We start from the raw sequence: 16075 nt of genomic DNA, 5'->3' as shown, positions 1-16075 counted from the left end.
CGCGGGTTCGGCGCGGTCCCCTGCCGGGGTCAGGACGGGAATCGCGGAAGCGGCCCTCCGGAGGAGGGCCCGTCGGCCGGGGACGCCCGCTCAGGCCAGAGGGCGTCCGGGCCTCGTCAATGACGTTCCAGCTCGTATCGGATCAGATGCTTGTCTGCGGGCAGCACGGACACGGCGACGCGGACGGGCGTGTCGTCGGCGTCGTAGCCGACCCGGGTGTGGACGACGACCGGAGTGCCGGGCTCAAGCTGGAGCCGCGACGACTCGTCGGATGTCGGCATGCGGGCCGAGAGGTCGTCGATCACACGTACCTGGAGATGACCCAACTCCTCCAGCACCCGGTTGGCCCCGCGCGTGATGTCGCCGGGCCGGGCGATCTCGGAGTCCCCCACGATCTCCAGGGGGAAGTAGGAGTCCAAGGTGTTGTACGGCTGGCCGTCGACGAAGCGCAGCCGGCGGCGCACGACGGCCAGCGCGCCGTCGGCGAGGGCGAGGCGGGTGGCCACGTCCTCGGGCGGCTCGACGATCGAGACCTCGATCCGCTGGTCCGCCGTACGTCCTTCGGAGCGGACCGCGTGCACGAACGTGTCGAAGCGCCGCCCCTCCTGGTCGTACGGGAGAAACTCGTCCTGGGGGCGCATGAGGAGCGGGCGGCGCTCGCGTACGAACGTTCCACGCCGGCGCATCCGCAGGATGAGACCCTCGTTCTCCAGCTCGCCCAGGGCCAGCCGCACGGTGTTGCGGCTGACGCCGTGTGCCTCCATGAGGTCGGCCTCGGTCGGAATCTGGTCGCCCGGCGCGAGTTCGCCCGCATAGATGGCCCTGCGTACTTCGGCGGCCACCTGCTGGTAGAGCGACGATCGTGCCATCTTTCCTCAATCCACCCTTTTGTTCCAACAAATCTAGAGGATCTCGGTCTACCGGGAAACAACCCCTTGACCAGAGCCCACCCAGCCGCGCATTATCCAAACGTTGGTACAAATCCATCCAATGGAGGGACACGTGAGGGCGGTCGGTGCGAGAACGCCGAACTCGCCCTGGCGCGAGCCCCCAACCCGGACCCACAGAGGCCGGGCCTGCAGAGCCCAGACCTACCAGAGCGACGGGAGCGGCATGTCAGAGCTGTCGGTATCCACCGACATGACCGCCTTGTGCGGGAACGGCGTGACATGCCCGAACATGCGGTACGACAGCGCGCCGGAGCGTCCGGTCGAGAACGGCCGCTCCCCACAGACTCCGCGCGAATGAACGAGGTCTCGACCCCAACCCTCGCCGGGGTCGAGGTCTCGCGCCGGGGCGGAGCGCGTCCTGGCGGGTCCCCCACGCCCGCCAGGACGCGCCACCGTTAGAAAGCCCCGCTGAGCAGCCACCGCCGAGCAGCCACCGTCAATCGGCCACCGCTGATCACGCGCAGGGAATGCATCGACTCCGGCCCTCCTTGACTTCATGGGGAGGCGACCGAGGAGGCACGTGCGCGATGAGCATCCCTGTGGCCCGGAAGGTCGGCCGTGACGGCGCCAGGAGAATTCCGGCCGTCAATCCCCAGCATTTCAGGAACGTCCTCGGCAGGTACGCCGCCGGCGTCGTGGCCGTCACCGCGATCGACCCGGAAACCGGGGAGCCGTGCGGCCTGGCCGTCAACTCTTTCACGTCCGTGAGCCTCGACCCGCCGCTGGTGTCGTTCTGCGTCTCGCGGGCCAGCACGAGCTGGCCGCGCCTGAAGGCCGCGCCCGCCCTGTGCGTCAACGTGCTCGCCGACCACCAGCGGCAGGTGTGCGACCGGCTCGCCGTCCCCGGCGGGGACAAGTTCGCGGGCCTGTCGTGGGCACTGTCCCCCGCGGGCGCGCCCGTGCTGGACGGCGCGCTCGCCTGGATCGACTGCGCGGTGGACGCGGAACACCCGGCCGGCGACCACGTGATCGTCGTCGCCCGGGTCACCGGGCTCGACCGGCACGACGACGGCGGCCCGCTGGTGTTCTTCCGCGGAACGTACGGCGGTTTCCGGGCCTGACGCGGAACCGACCGGTCGGTATGCTGCCCGCATGACTCTGTTCTCGGTGGAAGGCAAGACGGTCGTCGTCACGGGCGGGTCCCGGGGCATCGGGAAGATGATCACGCGGGGGTTCCTCGACGCGGGCGCCACCGTCTACATCTCCTCACGGAAGAAGGACGAGCTGGAGGCCACGGCCGCCGAGCTGGGCTGCCACGCCGTACAGGCGGACCTGTCCACCTCCGACGGCGTCGAGACGCTGGTGCAGGCGGTGTCGGAGCGGGAGAGCCGGCTCGACGTGCTCGTCAACAACGCGGGGGCGAGCTGGGGCGCGCCGCTGGAGGAGTATCCGGAGCACGCCTTCGACAAGCTCTGGAACATCAACGTCAAGGGCGTCTTCTTCCTCACCCGCCGCTTCCTGCCCCTGCTGCGCGCCGCCGCGTCGCCCGGCGACCCGGCCCGCGTGATCAACATCGGGTCGATCGACGGGCTCCGGGTGCCGTTCATGGAGAACTACGCCTACTCGGCGGCCAAGGCGGGCGTCCACATGCTGACCCGGCATCTGGCCCGCCAGCTCGCCCGGGAGTCGATCACGGTCAACGCGATCGCGCCCGGGCCGTTCGAGTCGAAGATGATGGCCTTCGCGCTCGACGACCCCCAGATGCGCGGCGCGATCGAGAGCAACGTCCCGCTGGGCCGCATCGGCAGGCCCGACGACATGGCGGGCGCGGCGATCTTCCTGGCCTCCCGGGCCGGCTCCTACCTGACCGGCACCGTGATCCCCGTCGACGGGGGCATCTCCGCCTAACGTGGTCACCATGTGGCAGGTGGCGGTGTGCGGGCCGGGCGAGTGCACCCCGCAGGAGGCCGAGGCGGCCCACGCCGTGGGCCGCCTGCTGGCCGGGCGCGGCGTGGTCGTGCTGTGCGGCGGCTATGGCGGGGTGATGGCCGCCGCGGCGGCGGGCGCGCGGGAGGCCGGGGGCGTCGTGGTCGGCGTCCTGTCCGGCCGCGACCGCGCCGGGGCGAGCCCGGACCTCACCGTGGCCCTGCCGACCGGCCTGGGCGAGGCCCGCAACGCGCTGATCGTGCGGGCCGCCGACGCGGTCGTGGTCGTCGGCGGCTCCTGGGGCACGCTGTCCGAGCTGGCGCTCGCCCAGCGGGGCGGCACGCCCGTGATCACCCTCGGTGGGTGGCGGGTCCTCGACGCCGAGGGCCTTCCCGTGCCCGGTCCGGTGTCCGCCGCCGACCCGGCCGACGCCGTACGGCTGGCGCTCGCCGCCGCGGAGCGGGCGCTCAGCCCTTGAGCATCTCGGCGAGGGCCTCGGCGAACAGGTCGGGCGCGGCCAGCTCGTGCCGCAGGAAGAGGTAGGGCTCGGTGAGCTCCAGCTCGATCAGCACCGGCTCGCCGTCCGGCATCCGCACCAGGTCCACCCGGGCGTACAGCAGGGTCTCCGGCACGGCGGCCAGCACCCGCTCCGCGAGGGCGAACTGGTCGTCGTCCGGGTCGCGCAGCGTGGCGCGGTTCTCCGCGGTCTCGGCCACCCCGGTGAGCATCGGGTGCCGGCGTACGGCATGGCTGAACTGTCCGCCGAAGTACAGCAGCGACAGCTCGCCCTCCTGCTCGACGGACGGGACGTACGGCTGCACCATGACCGTGCGGCCGGCGGCGAGCAGCGTCGCCGCGTGGCTCTCGGCGGCGTTCCGGTCCGTGGTGCGGATGGTGTCGCGCGCCCCCGCCGAGACGGCGGGCTTCACCACGTATTCGTCCCATTCGGGCAGCTCCGTACCCGGCTCCGCCCAGTGCGTCGGCACGGTGGGCACGCCGAGCGTGCGCAGGTAGGTCTTGTCGGTGTTCCACTCGATCACCGGCGCGGGGTTGAGCAACCGCGTCACCGACCCCACCCGGTGGGCCCAGGCGACGAACTCGTCCCGATAAAGGATGTAGTCCCAGGGCGAGCGAACCACCGCCGCGTCGAAGTCCGACCAGTCGACGCGGGGATCCCTCCAGTTCACCGGCGAGCCCTCGATGCCGGCCCCGAGCCAGGCGGTGAGGGCGGTCTCCCGCTCGTCGTCCTGCTCGGCGGCCGGATGGTCCGTGGTGACGTAGGCGACCTTCATTACGCTCCCATTCGCATGTCAGCAGTGACCAATGCTATGGGCAATGTCAGGCGAGGCCGGCGAGCACCTCGGCCGCCGCCTGGCCGCAGACCCGGGCGGCACCGTGCGTGGCGATGTGCACCGCGCCCAGGTCCGTACGGCCCGGCAGCCCCATCTCGACCACGACGCCGTCCGGCCGGGCGGCCAGCAGGCTCTCCAGCAGGTCCGTCTGCCAGGGGTGCCGGTGGGCGTCCCGCACCACGACCACGAGGGGCCGGTCGGCGGCCTGGCGCAGCACCGTGCCGGCGACGCCGTTGTGCACGTCCGGCTGCCGCAGCCGGGTGACCGTGGTGCCGGGCAGCAGCTTGCCCAGCGGCTCCCCCGCGCCCCACGGCATGTCCTTGTCGATCGCGAGGTTGGTCTCCGGCGCCAGCTCCACCACGTGCGGGGCGGCCGTCAGCGGCAGCGGGCCGTCCGCGCGGTGCCGGGTCACCCGTACGGCCCGGCGGGCGGCGACCAGCCCGGCCTCGTCCCTGCCGTCGTCCCCTCCCTCGTCCCCTCCCTCGTCTCGGCCGTCGTCCACGGGTTGGGCGGCCTGCGCCTGCCAGGCGGTCAGGGCGCGCACCCGCGCGGCGGCGTCGGCGAGCCGCTCCTCCGGCAGCCTGCCCTCGGTCACCGCGTCCGCGACGGCGGCGCGGATGTGCTCGTAGGTCGCCTCGTCGGCGTTCTCCCCGCCCACGCAGACGGCGTCGGCCCCGGCCGCGACCGCCATCGCGCTCGCGCCGCCCAGGCCGTACCGGCCCGACACGGCGGCCATCTCGATTCCGTCGGTGACGATGAGGCCCTCGAAACCCAGCTCCTCGCGCAGCAGGCCGGTGAGGACGCGGGGGCTGAGCGTGGCCGGCAGCTCCTCGTCGTACGCCGTGACCAGCAGGTGGCCGGTCATGATCGAGCGCACGCCCTCGTCGATGGCCACCCGGAACGGCCACAGCTCGACCTCGGCCAGCTCCTCGCGGGAGACCGTGACGCGCGGCACGCCGTGGTGGGAGTCGACCGACGTGTCGCCGTGCCCGGGGAAGTGCTTGGCGCAGGCCGCCACGCCGGTGGACTGCAGGCCGCGGATCCAGGCGGCCGTGTGCCGCGCGACGAGCAGCGGATCGGCGCCGAACGACCGCAGGCCGATGACCGGATTGTCGGGATTGGAGTTGACGTCGGCGGCCGGGGCGAAGTCGATGTTCACTCCCACCGCGCGCAGGTCCCGCCCGATGCCGCGGGCCACCCGCTCGGTCAGGTCCACGTCGTCCACGACGCCGAGGGCGTAGTTGCCCGGCCGCGAGCTGCCCGTGCGGGCCTCCAGCCTCGTCACCTCCCCCGCCTCCTCGTCTATGCCGATCAGGATCTCGGGGTTCTCCGCGCGCAGGGCCGAGGTCAGCGCGGCGAGCTGGGCCGGGGTGTCGACGTTCCGGGAGAACAGCACCACACCGGCGAGCCCGCCGGCGAGCCGCCGCCGCACCCAGTCGGGTGCGGTGGTCCCGGTGAAGCCGGGCAACAGGACCGTGTCGGCCAGACGGAGCAGGTCAGGGCTTCGCTTCATGCTGCGCCCACATGGCATCGCTCAGGCATGCCCCGCAATCTAATAGGAAAGTTTCCTATTTGCTAGGGGGCGGGCCTGGGTTGTCGCCCTGGATCACACGTCGGTGCGGTGGAGCCGGTTCTCCTTCACCTCGAAGCCCGCGATGGTCGTCAGTGGCGCGCCGGGACGGTCCACGAAGGCCACGGCCCGGTAGTCCGCGCGGAAGTTCTCCATGTCGGCCGCACAGGACACGTAGCCGTGGCGGCTGTCGAAGAACGCGATGTGCGGATTCAGCGAGAGGATCTCGCTTGCGTCGGTGATGCCCGGCGCGCTCGTCACCGACGGCCCGACGAACTCGACCCCGAGGGCGCGCGAGGCCGGATCGGCCCAGTCGGCGCGCACGTCGCTCGCGTACGCGCTGTGCACGTCGCCGCTCAGCACGACCATCCCGTCGGGGGCGGCGGCGAGCACGCGGGCGCGCGAGTCCGGGTAGCCGTCCCAGGCGTCGGCGCTGACGGCTTCGAGCGGGAACCTGCGCTGGGAGAAGAAGACCGCCTGCGCGAGCACCTTCCACCGGGCCGTCGATCCGCGCAGCCGGCCGGTCAGCCACTTCTCCTGCTCGGCGCCGAGCATGTCGCGCCCCTCGCGATACTGCCGCGTGTCGGCGAGCAGGAAGTCGGCCACCCGGCCGTACGGCCGCCAGCGGTAGTTCTGCAGCGCGGAGCCGGACGGGTGGACGCGCAGCGGCTGGTGCTCGTAGTAGGCCTTGAACGCCGCGGCCCTGCGCTTGAGGAAGGCGGCGGGGCTGCCGCCGTCGCCGGGCAGCGCGCCGGCCCAGTTGTCGCGGACCTCGTGGTCGTCGGGGATCGCGACCCACGGCGCGGCGGCATGGGCGGCCTGCAGGTCCGGGTCCATCTTGTAGCGGGCGTAGCGGTTGCGGTACGCGCCGAGCGTCGTGCACTCGGCCGTCGACTCCAGCGGGCGCACCCAGCGGCCCGGCTTGGGGTTCTTCGGCTTGCCGTACTCGTAGATGTAGTCGCCGAGGTGGAGCACCAGGTCGGGGCGCTCGGCGGCGAGGTGGCGCAGCGCGGTGAAGTAGCCGTGCTCGTAACGCTGGCAGGAGACGAAGCAGAACCGGACGGGGGCGGTCGAATCGGAAGCGGGCGCGGTCCTGGTGCGACCCACCGGACTGACGTGTCCCTCGATGGAGAAGCGGTAGAAGTAGTCGGCCGCGGGCCGCAGCCCGGCGACGCGTACGTGCACGCTGTGCGCCCAGTCCGGCTGCGCGGGCGCGGTGCCCGACTGGACGATCCTCTTGAACTTGTCGTCCTCGGCGAGCTCCCACCGTACGCTCATCGCCCGGTTGGGCATGCCGCCGGGCTGTGTCGGATGCAGTGGCTCGGGGGCCAGGCGGGTCCACAGGATCACGCCGTCGGATAACGGCTCTCCTGATGCCACCCCCAAGGTGAACGGATACCCCATTTTCGCCATGGGTTCGATCCTGCCCTACCGATCCCGCCCGTGCGGGGAGGTCGTACGAGGCGAGAATGTGAACAAGCTCTTGCTCGACAGTCATAATGGGAGCCGTGAACCAGCGTAAGGACTCCGGCGGCACGGCCGCGCCGGTCAGGGCGAAGCGGGGGACGGCGGGTTCGGCGTCCGAACGGCGTGACCACCTTGTCAAGCTCGCCGCCGAGTTGTTCGCACGCAAGGGCTTCCAGGCCACCACGGTGCGGGAGATCGCGCTGGAGGCGGGCATCCTGTCCGGCAGCCTCTACCACCACTTCGACTCCAAGGAGACGATCGTCGACGAGGTGCTCCGCACCTTCCTCGAGGATCTGATCGCCCGCTATCGCGCGGCGCTGGGCACGCACACCGACCCGCGCTCGATCCTCGCGGAGATGGTCCGCATCGGCTTCGGCACCCTGGAGGACCACCGGGCGGCCATCACGGTCATGCAGAACGACTGGAACTACCTGCGTTCGCTGCCCGGAGACCGGTTCGACTACCTGGTGCGGGCCGAGGACGAGGTCGAGCGCCTGTGGGTGGAGCAGATCACGAGCGGCCAGGCCATCGGCCAGTTCCGTCCCGACGTCGATCCCAAGCTCACCTATCGGATGATCCGCGACACGATCTGGGTGACCGTGCGCTGGTTCCGTCCCGGCGGCAGGCTCGACACCGACGCCCTTGCCGACCACTTCGTCAAGCTGCTGTTCGACGGCCTGGCGACCGGAGAGCGGGCGAGCCAGCCGTGATGACACTCCTCAAGGCCGTACGGCTCGCGCTGACCGAGCTCGCCGACCCCGCCCGGGCCGCGGGCATGCGGTCGTACATGAAGTCGGACATGCCGTTCCTCGGGGTCCCGGCGGTGCCGCGGCGGGCCGCGCTGCGCAAGGTCTTCAACGAGCACCGGCTCGACAGCGCCCCCGAGTGGCGCAGGGCGGTGCTGGCGCTGTGGCGAGAGGCGGAATACCGCGAGGAGCGCTACGCCGCCATCGAGCTGTCCGCGCACCGCTTCTACCGGTCCTGGCAGACGCTCTACACGATCCCCATGTACGAGGAGATGATCGTCACAGGGGCGTGGTGGGACCTGGTGGACGACATCGCCGTGCACCGGATCGGCACGCTGCTGCGGCTGTATCCCGACAGCATGCGCCGCATGGTGCTGGAGTGGGCGCACGACCCCGACCTGTGGAAGCGGCGCACCGCCATCCTGTGCCAGAACTCCTTCAAGGACCGCACCGACGTCCACCTGCTCTACGCCTGCATCGAGCCCAGCCTGTCGGACACCGACTTCTTCGCCCGCAAGGCGATCGGCTGGGCGCTGCGCGAGTACGCGAAGACCAACCCGCAGGAGGTGCTCCGCTACGTGAAGCACCAGGGCCTCAGCGGGCTGAGCCGCCGTGAGGCGCTGCGCAACATGCCCGAAGCGTAAGGGCCTGCGGGGAGGGCCGGCGTTCAGGGCCGGTGTGTAAGTCGGGCGGGTCAGGGCCGGCGGGTCAGCCAGGGCCGGCGGGTCAGAGTCGGTCTCCGAGGAGCCACCGCGCCGCCCGCCGGAGCAGCGTGCGGCGCACCGGGTGGGCGTACGACCGGGTGTCGTGGCCGAGCGCGTCGTACACGACCCTGCCGCCCGCCATGCTCCTCGCCCACAACAGGGGCTGGTCCTCCGAGTACGCCAGCGGCTCCACATCGGGGAGGACGTCGAGGTCGGTGTAGACCTCGTCGGTCACCTCGAAGCCGCTCAGGCCGTCGACGATCGGGTGGCCGGAGCCGAGGCGGATCTTCGCCGGGCCGATCGGCGGATGGTACGACCGGCCCCACCTCCAGGCGCCGCCGATGATCTCGGCCCACTCGGGCCAGTCGTCGAAGCAGAGCGAGGCGGTGTGCACGGCGAGCAGCCCGCCGCCCCTCGCGAGGTGGTCGAGCACCGTCCGCCTCACGGATTCGGGTGTCTCGAAGCGCCAGCGGTCTCGCTCGTCCGCGAAGTCGTCGCCGTCCATCGTCCAGCGGAACGCGTTGACCGTGATGAGGCCGGTCGGCGGGGGCGCGGCCAGGGCGCCGGCGACGTCTTCGGTGATCTCCGACTCGACGCCGATCCCGGCGAGCACGTCCACGAGGGCGGCGGAGGTGGCCGGGAAGTCGTGGGCCACTCCCCCGGACACGATGAGGTTGCGCGGCATGACAAGCACCTTAGAGCCGGCTTCGGGGCGCCGGATCGCGAGGGCCCGCGCTTCCCAGGACCGCCGCCACCAGATCGGCGGCGGCGTCCTCGTCCGAGCCGAGGTCGGTGAGGCCGCCGACGAGGCTCACGACGACCGCCCGCTGGAAGCACGCTCCCAGCAGGAGCGCCGCCGCGGCGTCGGGCTTCGTCCCCGCCGGGAACCTGCCCAGCCGCTGTTCCTCGGCGAGGTGACGGCCGAGGACCGCGACGGGTATGTGCGGACCGCCGCCGGTGCCCGCGAGCATCTCCCGGAAGCCCTCCCGCAGCGAGGCCTCCGCGAGCAGGCCGGCGATGAGCGGCAGCGACCTGCCGAAGCAGCGGATCGCCGCCACGGCGAACTCCCGCAGGCTCGCGGCCGGGTCCCCCTCCCCCAGGGTCGCGCGCAACCGGGCCACCGCGGGGGCCAGGGCGGGCATCTGTTCGAGCAGCGCCGTGACCTCGACTGGACCGTCGTGCAGCCGCCCCGCCTCACGAACGGACCGGCCACGGGCGCCTACCGCGTCGCCGTCGGCGACAGCGTGCGCGGCGGCACGCGCATCTCCAGGGAGGACCTGGCCCGATGCCTGCTCAAGGCGCTGGACGACCCGGACACCGTCCGGCGCATGATCGCCCTCGCCTAGTGACGGCTCGGCCGCCGCACCGGCGGACGCTCAGGGCCGGGCGCGGTCGCCCAGCGCGAGCAGGACGTCCCTGAGCTGGTCGGCCAGGGCTCGCATGGCCGGTTCCGGCACGTCGGCCAGCAGCTCCCGGTGTGCCACGGTCGTGGCCAGCGCCAGCTCCTCGGCTTTCTCGACGCCGAGCGGCGTGAGCCGCACCCACGAGCTGCGCCCGTCCGCCGGATCGGGCTCCCGCTCCACCAGCCCCCCGGCGACCAGCCGCTGCAGGATGTTGCTCGTCCCCCCGGTCGTGAGCATCAGGTGAGAGGCGAGCCTGCTCGGCTTGAGCCGGTATGGCCGGCCGGCCCTGCGGAGGGTGGCGAGCACGTCGAACTCCGCGTACGTCAGGCCATGGCGGCCGAGCACCGCCTGCGTGACCTCCTCGATGCGGGACTTGAGCAGGCTGACGCGCTTGACGATCTCCAACTGGACGGTGGCCGCCTCCGGCAGTTCGGCCCGCCACCCTTCGATCATCTCGTCGACCCGGTCCCGCTCTCGCATGCCCTTGAGCTTAGTCCTTCATCCTGATAGCTTTCTAAAAAGCTTTACCAAAAGCATTTGGGAAAGAGGTCTGCGGTATGAAAACGATCATCGTCAACGGCACCGTCGTCGACACCGAACCACGTCCACACGTCGTGCCGGACGCGACCGTCGTCATCGAGGACGGCGTCATCGTGTCGGTCGAGCCGAGACCCGATGACCGGGCAGAGGACCGGCCGGACGACCGGCCGGACGACCGGGCGGGCGACTCCGCGGGCGGCTGGGCAGGCGCTTGGGAGGAGGGCACCGAGATCATCGACGCCGCGGGCGGCATCGTGCTCCCCGGCTTCGTGGACACCCACCGCCATGTCTGGCAGAGCGTGCTGCGCGGCATCGCGGCCGACGCGACGCTCGGCGCGTACCTCGACCTGGTCCTCGGCACCCTCACCCCGGCGTTCCGCGCGGAGGACGTGTACGCAGCCAACCTGTGGGGCGCGATCGAGGCGCTCGACGCCGGGGTCACCACCGTGTACGACTGGTCGCACATCCAGCTCACCCCCGGCCACACCGACGCCGCCGTGGAGGCGCTGCGCGAGTCCGGCGTACGGGCGGTCTTCGGGTACGCCCATCGGGGAACGGGCGACGCCGACCGCGCGGAGGACGAGGTGCGTCGGGTGCGCTCGGCGCTCCTGCCGTCCGACGACGGCCTGGTCACCCCCGCCCTGGCCGCCTGGGGCCCGGTCTACGGCTCGGTGGAGGCGGCGCGGGCCGACTGGGCGCTCGCCCGCGACCTCGGCCTGCGCGTCAGCCTGCACGCCACCGGCGCGGGCCCGGTCGAACGGCTGCACGACGCCGGCCTGCTCGGCCCGGACGTGCTGTTCGTGCACTGCAACGGCATCCCGGACGAGTCGCTGAAGCTGGTCGCCGGCAGCGGCGGCACGGCCTCGGTGGCCCCGGTGGTGGAGTCGCAGATGGGGCACGGCCACCCTGAGACCGGCAGGCTGCGGTCGTCCGGCATCGCGACGGGGCTCGGCGTGGACACCGTCACCGACGCCCCCGGCGACATGTTCTCGGTGATGCGCGCGGCGTTCGCCGCCGGACGCGCCGGACAGGCGGCGCCGGAGCTCACCGTGTCGGACGTGCTCGCCATGGCGACGATCGAAGGCGCGGCGGCGATCGGGATGGACCACAGGATCGGCTCGCTGCGCCCCGGCAAGCAGGCCGACATCGTGATCCTCGACGCCGCGGCCCCTGGCCTCGCGCCCGTGCACGACCCGGTCGCCGCGATCGTCACGGCGGCCGGCACCGCCGCCGTCGACACGGTGCTGGTCGGCGGGCGGGTCGTCAAGCGCGGGGGCCGACTGGTGGGCGTGGACATGGACCGCGCCCGCGACCTCGCCGTACGCACGGCCCGTCACGTGACCACGCAGGCCAGGACTACATCCGCAAGGTGACTTTTTTGCTCCGGTGACAACCGCCCTTTCGGGTGAGACCTTGAGTCAGGGCCGGGGAGTGTCTGGCAGATGCGGCCCGTCGCGAGCGATGGGTGGGGCGACGACCTGATCCGAGGGGGCGGCGTTATGAACGCCTGGTCGGTACCGGGCTACCGCGAGGTGCGCGAACTCGGCGCGGGCGGCGCCGGGCGGGTCGTGCTGGCGACCTACGTGACCACGGGCGCCTACGTCGCGATCAAGTATCTGCGGGAGGAGCTGCGGCAGGATCGGCGTTTCCTCGCCGGGTTCCGGCACGAGGCCCAGATCATGGTGGAGCTGAACGACCCCAACATCGTGCGCCTCTACGAGTACGTCGAGGCGCGCGATGGCGCGGCGATCGTCATGGAGCTCGTCGACGGGGTCTCGCTGCGCAGGATCCTCTCCGCGCACGGCTCGACCAGCCCGGAGGCGGCGCTGGTCGTGCTGAAGGGCTCCCTCGCGGGTCTGTCGGCCGCGCACGCCGCGGGCATCGTCCACCGGGACTACAAACCGGAGAACGTGCTGATCCAGGCCGACGGCAACAGCAAGCTGTCGGACTTCGGCATCGCGACGCCGAGCGGCTCGCCGGAGACCCCCGCGGGCACGCCGCCCTACATGGCCCCCGAGCAGTGGTCCGGCGAGCCCGCCGGACCGGCCGCCGACGTCTACGCCGCCACCTGCGTCTTCTACGAGTGCCTCACCGGGCGCCGGCCATATCGGGCCGGCGACCTGACGGCGCTGCGTATGCTGCACCGCGGCGCTCCCATCCCGGTGGCGGACGTGCCGAGCTCGGTGCGGGGTCTCGTCACGCGCGGCATGGCCAAGAACCCGGCGGACCGGCCGCCCACGGCACGGGCGTTCATCGCCGATCTGGAGACCGCCGCGACCGCCGCGTACGGATCCGACTGGGAGCAGCGGGGCCGCCGCCACCTGGCCGAGCTCGCGACCCTGCTGGCGCTGACGTTTCCGCTGGCCGCCCCGGCCGAGCCGGTCGAGGCGTCCACGTCCCTCGCCAGGACCGTGCTGTCCGAGCGGCTGGCGCGCTCGGCGCCCCGGTTCGCCATCGGCGCGGCCGTGCTGTCGGCCGCCGCGATCGTGGCGGTGGTCGCGGCCAACCGGCAGACCCCGATGGCCCAGGACACCGTGCTCACCCCGCCGCCGTACAGCGCGCCCGCGGCACTTCCCCCGGCCCCGGACTCGATCGACACGGCCCCGTCCGCCGCGCCCGGCGAATCAGAACCCGGCGAATCCGGCGAGACGATGCCGGACGAGTCGTCGGAGGCCGCGCCCGAGCCGGACGACGCAGCACCGGGCGACGCGGGTTCGTCCGGCTTGGGACCGGGTGATGCGGGTTCGTCCGGTGCAGCTCCGGGCGGCGCGGATCCGGGTGACGATGCTCCGGGCGACACGGCTCCGGGCGACACGGCTCCGGGCGACACGGCTCCGGGCGGCGCGGATCCGGGCGGAAACTCCGGGACGACGCCGCCCGATCTGTCCGGCACTCCGGTGTCGTCGGTGTCCACCGGACCGGCCGTACCGCCGACGCCCTCCGTGCCCGGGAGCGCCACCCCCTCCCACATGGGCGCGACCGCGTCGCCCGCGCCGGCGCGGGTGACCGGTCTCGGCATCGCGGCCTTCGACGGCCAGGCCGTCACGGTCGACGTACGGACGAGCACCACGGCCCGGGTCCGGCTCACCGCGCGTTTCGCCTCCGGGCCGTCACGGGACGCGCTCACCGCCGCGCCCGCGCAGACGGTCGCGCTGCGGGGCGCGACGTCCTATCACATCGGCCTGCAGCAGCCCTTCCCCTCTCCGGCCTGCGGCACCACCGTCTATCGGCGGGTCGAGGTGTCCACGGTCCCCGTCGCACAGGCTGGAACCCGTACGCGGACGCGGAAGCTCACCGGGCCGCCCTGCCCGGCCCCCACGGTCGAGCGCGTGGCGATCGACGGCTGGGACGGCAGGACGGCGGCCGTGACGGTGCGGACCTCCGGCAGGGGCCCGGTCAGCGTCTCCAGCGTCTTCACGCGCGACGGACGCGAGGCCACGGCCGACACCCGTACGCTCTCGGGCCGCACGTCCTACTCGTTCACCGTGCCCGCCGGTCTCGGCCCCGTCGAGTGCGGGAGGAGGGCCGTGTTCGGGGTGCGCGTCACGACCGATCCGGCCTATCCCGGTGGGCCGCGCGAGGCCGCAGTGCGGGTCGCCGGCCCCCGGTGCCCGAAGCCGCAGGAATCGCCCTCAGCGCCTCCGAAGGAGAGCCCGGGCCCAGCGGATGACCCGGGCCCGGCGAAGGAGAGCCCGGCTCCAGAAAAGGAGAGTCCCGCTCCGGAGAAGGACCCGGGACCGGCGAAGAGCCCCGAGCCGCCCACGTCCCGCAGCCCCGAGCCGAGGGGCCATGAACCACGCAGCTCCGAGCCGAAGCTCTCCGGTTCGCAGGACGGCCCGCGCCTCCGGTGAACTCCTGACGACGGCGAGCAGCAGGATGGTGAAATATTCACCGCCGTCCTTACGGCCGGTCTTTCACCTGCGCCCCGAAGCGCCTGCTCAATCCGGGAATGCGTGACACGAAGACGAACGAGAGCCGAATCAAGTGTCTTGACATAGCCTGCCGTGCCGAGATTGACTCCCGGCTCCAGGAACGCACCACCCGTCGCTATCGGCGTCCTGAGGATGTTAACGCTAACACCCGTCTTGAGAGGGAGAGCCCGTGCGACTTGTCAGCTCTTTCCGCCGCCGATCGAACGTGGCGGCTGCCGCCGCCGTGCTGCTGGCGGCCGGCGTCACGGTGACCGCGGCCCACGTCGCGTCGGCGGCCACGACCGGATGCGAGGTCGGCTACACGGTGACCAGCGAGTGGCCCGGCGGCTTCGGCGCGAGCGTCCGCGTCCGCAACCTCGGCGACGCGATCAACGGCTGGAGTCTGACCTGGTCGTTCCCGGCCGGGCAGACCATCACCCAGCTGTGGAACGGCTCCGTCACCCAGTCCGGCTCGCAGGTCACGGTCACCAACGTCTCCTACAACGGCGCCATCCCCAGCGGCGGCAGCGTCGATTTCGGGTTCAACGGGAGCTGGAACGGCTCCAACCCGGTGCCGTCCGGCTTCGCCCTCAACGGCGTGACCTGCACCGGCGACGTCACCTCCCCGTCTCCTTCGCCGTCTCCTTCGCCGTCTCCATCCCTGACTCCATCCCCGACTCCCACTCCCTCACCGTCCGCCTCCCCCACTCCCACGCCTTCGCCCTCGCCCTCGCCCTCGCCCTCGCCCTCGCCATCGCCCTCGCCCTCGCCCTCGCCGAGCCGGCCCGCCATCGAGAACAACTTCCCGGTCACGCGAGAGGGCGCGTACGGCACCAACCGCTACACCGTGTTCCGGCCGTCGAACCCCGCGGCCGTGGGGCGTCCCATGCCGGTGCTGGTCTTCGGCAACGGGGCCTGCGCGCACACCGACGGGAGCGAGGTGATCCAGGCGCTGACGTTCATCGCGGCCCGCGGGTTCGTCGTGGTGGACACCGCGTCGGTCAACGGCTCGCCGAACGGCGTGCAGAGCGGGTCTCCGATCCCGTCACTGCTGACCGACGGCATCAGCTGGGCCGAGCAGGAGAACGCCCGCGCCGGCTCGCCGCTCTACCAGCGCCTCGACCTGTCCAGGGTGGCCACGGCCGGGCACTCCTGCGGCGGGCTGGAGGCGCTGATCGCCGGCCAGGACCAGAGGGTCAAGAGCGTCGTCTCGCTGGACAGCGGGCTGTTCGCCGACGGCTCGTTCGGATACTCACGCGCGGAGCTGTACAAGCTGCACACCCCGGTGATGTTCCTGGACGGCGGGCCCTCCGACATCGCCTACGACAACAGCCGGGCCAACTATGACCTGACCCGGGTGCCGGCCGTGCTTGCCGAGCAGTCGCAGGCCGGTCACGTCGGGTTCATCACCGGCGCCCAGATGAGCGAGGGCATGACCGCGGTGGTCCAGTTCCTGGACATGACCCTCAACGACAACGCCACCGCGCGGTCGTACATCCTGGGGCCCTCCGGCCTGGCGTCCCGGGCCTACTGGACGGTCCGCAGCAAGAACTTCTGATCCCGGAC

16 protein-coding genes are annotated in these 16075 nt (G+C 72.1%); 9 read left to right on the top strand and 7 right to left on the bottom strand.

Annotation, left to right across the window (positions count from 1 at the left end; genetic code table 11):
- Nucleotides 1–116: 116 nt before the first annotated feature.
- Nucleotides 117–869, bottom strand: a complete 753-nt coding sequence (locus OHB01_RS21165) for a GntR family transcriptional regulator (RefSeq protein ID WP_030510734.1) — start codon at nt 867–869, stop codon at nt 117–119.
- 608 nt (nt 870–1477) lie between these two features.
- Between OHB01_RS21165 and OHB01_RS21160 the strand changes: the two genes are divergently transcribed.
- From OHB01_RS21160 to OHB01_RS21150, 3 genes are read left to right on the top strand one after another with little or no spacing between them, the layout of a single operon-like run.
- Nucleotides 1478–2011 carry a flavin reductase family protein gene (locus tag OHB01_RS21160; RefSeq protein WP_142649945.1) on the top strand — a complete coding sequence of 178 codons (534 nt, stop codon included), beginning with the start codon at nt 1478–1480 and terminating at the stop codon, nt 2009–2011.
- A gap of 31 nt (nt 2012–2042) precedes the next feature.
- Nucleotides 2043–2798 (top strand): SDR family oxidoreductase, encoded by a 756-nt coding sequence (locus tag OHB01_RS21155; RefSeq protein WP_142649946.1) that lies wholly within the window; start codon nt 2043–2045, stop codon nt 2796–2798.
- A gap of 10 nt (nt 2799–2808) precedes the next feature.
- On the top strand, nt 2809–3294 hold the full coding sequence (locus OHB01_RS21150; RefSeq protein WP_142649947.1) for a TIGR00725 family protein: 486 nt from the start codon (nt 2809–2811) through the stop codon (nt 3292–3294).
- On the opposite strand, the gene OHB01_RS21145 is transcribed toward OHB01_RS21150, so the two are convergent.
- The 3 genes from OHB01_RS21145 to OHB01_RS21135 form a co-directional block, all read right to left on the bottom strand.
- Nucleotides 3284–4108, bottom strand: a complete 825-nt coding sequence (locus tag OHB01_RS21145) for an ATP-grasp domain-containing protein (protein ID WP_142649948.1) — start codon at nt 4106–4108, stop codon at nt 3284–3286. The genes OHB01_RS21150 and OHB01_RS21145 overlap by 11 nt on opposite strands.
- A gap of 46 nt (nt 4109–4154) precedes the next feature.
- Nucleotides 4155–5681 carry a glycoside hydrolase family 3 protein gene (locus OHB01_RS21140; RefSeq protein WP_147943412.1) on the bottom strand — a complete coding sequence of 509 codons (1527 nt, stop codon included), beginning with the start codon at nt 5679–5681 and terminating at the stop codon, nt 4155–4157.
- 93 nt (nt 5682–5774) lie between these two features.
- Nucleotides 5775–7151 (bottom strand): alkaline phosphatase D family protein, encoded by a 1377-nt coding sequence (locus OHB01_RS21135; RefSeq protein WP_142649950.1) that lies wholly within the window; start codon nt 7149–7151, stop codon nt 5775–5777.
- 95 nt (nt 7152–7246) lie between these two features.
- Between OHB01_RS21135 and OHB01_RS21130 the strand changes: the two genes are divergently transcribed.
- Nucleotides 7247–7915 (top strand): TetR/AcrR family transcriptional regulator, encoded by a 669-nt coding sequence (locus tag OHB01_RS21130; protein ID WP_260617401.1) that lies wholly within the window; start codon nt 7247–7249, stop codon nt 7913–7915.
- Nucleotides 7915–8595, top strand: coding sequence for a DNA alkylation repair protein (locus OHB01_RS21125; protein ID WP_328853874.1), 681 nt, complete (start codon nt 7915–7917; stop codon nt 8593–8595). The genes OHB01_RS21130 and OHB01_RS21125 overlap by 1 nt, the downstream gene beginning before the upstream one ends.
- Before the next feature lie 82 nt (nt 8596–8677).
- Here the strand turns inward: OHB01_RS21125 and OHB01_RS21120 are convergent, their stop codons facing one another.
- A complete protein-coding gene (locus tag OHB01_RS21120) occupies nt 8678–9340 on the bottom strand; it encodes a ThuA domain-containing protein (RefSeq protein WP_328853873.1) in 663 nt (220 codons plus the stop codon).
- 10 nt (nt 9341–9350) lie between these two features.
- Nucleotides 9351–9797 (bottom strand): hypothetical protein, encoded by a 447-nt coding sequence (locus tag OHB01_RS21115; protein ID WP_328855891.1) that lies wholly within the window; start codon nt 9795–9797, stop codon nt 9351–9353.
- Here OHB01_RS21115 and OHB01_RS21110 point away from each other — a divergent pair, their 5' ends adjacent.
- Nucleotides 9798–10001 (top strand): NAD(P)H-binding protein, encoded by a 204-nt coding sequence (locus OHB01_RS21110; protein ID WP_328855858.1) that lies wholly within the window; start codon nt 9798–9800, stop codon nt 9999–10001.
- Nucleotides 10002–10031: 30 nt separating this feature from the next.
- Here the strand turns inward: OHB01_RS21110 and OHB01_RS21105 are convergent, their stop codons facing one another.
- Nucleotides 10032–10538 (bottom strand): MarR family winged helix-turn-helix transcriptional regulator, encoded by a 507-nt coding sequence (locus OHB01_RS21105; RefSeq protein ID WP_142649956.1) that lies wholly within the window; start codon nt 10536–10538, stop codon nt 10032–10034.
- 77 nt (nt 10539–10615) lie between these two features.
- On the opposite strand from OHB01_RS21105, the gene OHB01_RS21100 reads away from it, so the two are divergent.
- The 3 genes from OHB01_RS21100 (at nt 10616) to OHB01_RS21090 (ending at nt 16067) form a co-directional block, all read left to right on the top strand.
- On the top strand, nt 10616–11971 hold the full coding sequence (locus OHB01_RS21100) for an amidohydrolase family protein (RefSeq protein WP_328853872.1): 1356 nt from the start codon (nt 10616–10618) through the stop codon (nt 11969–11971).
- A 126-nt stretch (nt 11972–12097) separates the two neighbouring features.
- Nucleotides 12098–14449 (top strand): serine/threonine-protein kinase, encoded by a 2352-nt coding sequence (locus OHB01_RS21095; RefSeq protein ID WP_328853871.1) that lies wholly within the window; start codon nt 12098–12100, stop codon nt 14447–14449.
- Nucleotides 14450–14699: 250 nt separating this feature from the next.
- Entirely contained in the window at nt 14700–16067 is a 1368-nt protein-coding gene (locus OHB01_RS21090; protein WP_328853870.1) for a cellulose binding domain-containing protein, read from the top strand.
- The last annotated feature ends 8 nt before the right edge of the window (nt 16068–16075 follow it).

The organism is Microbispora hainanensis, from assembly GCF_036186745.1.
GTDB lineage: Bacteria > Actinomycetota > Actinomycetes > Streptosporangiales > Streptosporangiaceae > Microbispora.
Note: the sequence above shows the minus strand (reverse complement) of the source record. Positions and strands in the feature narration are given on the sequence as shown.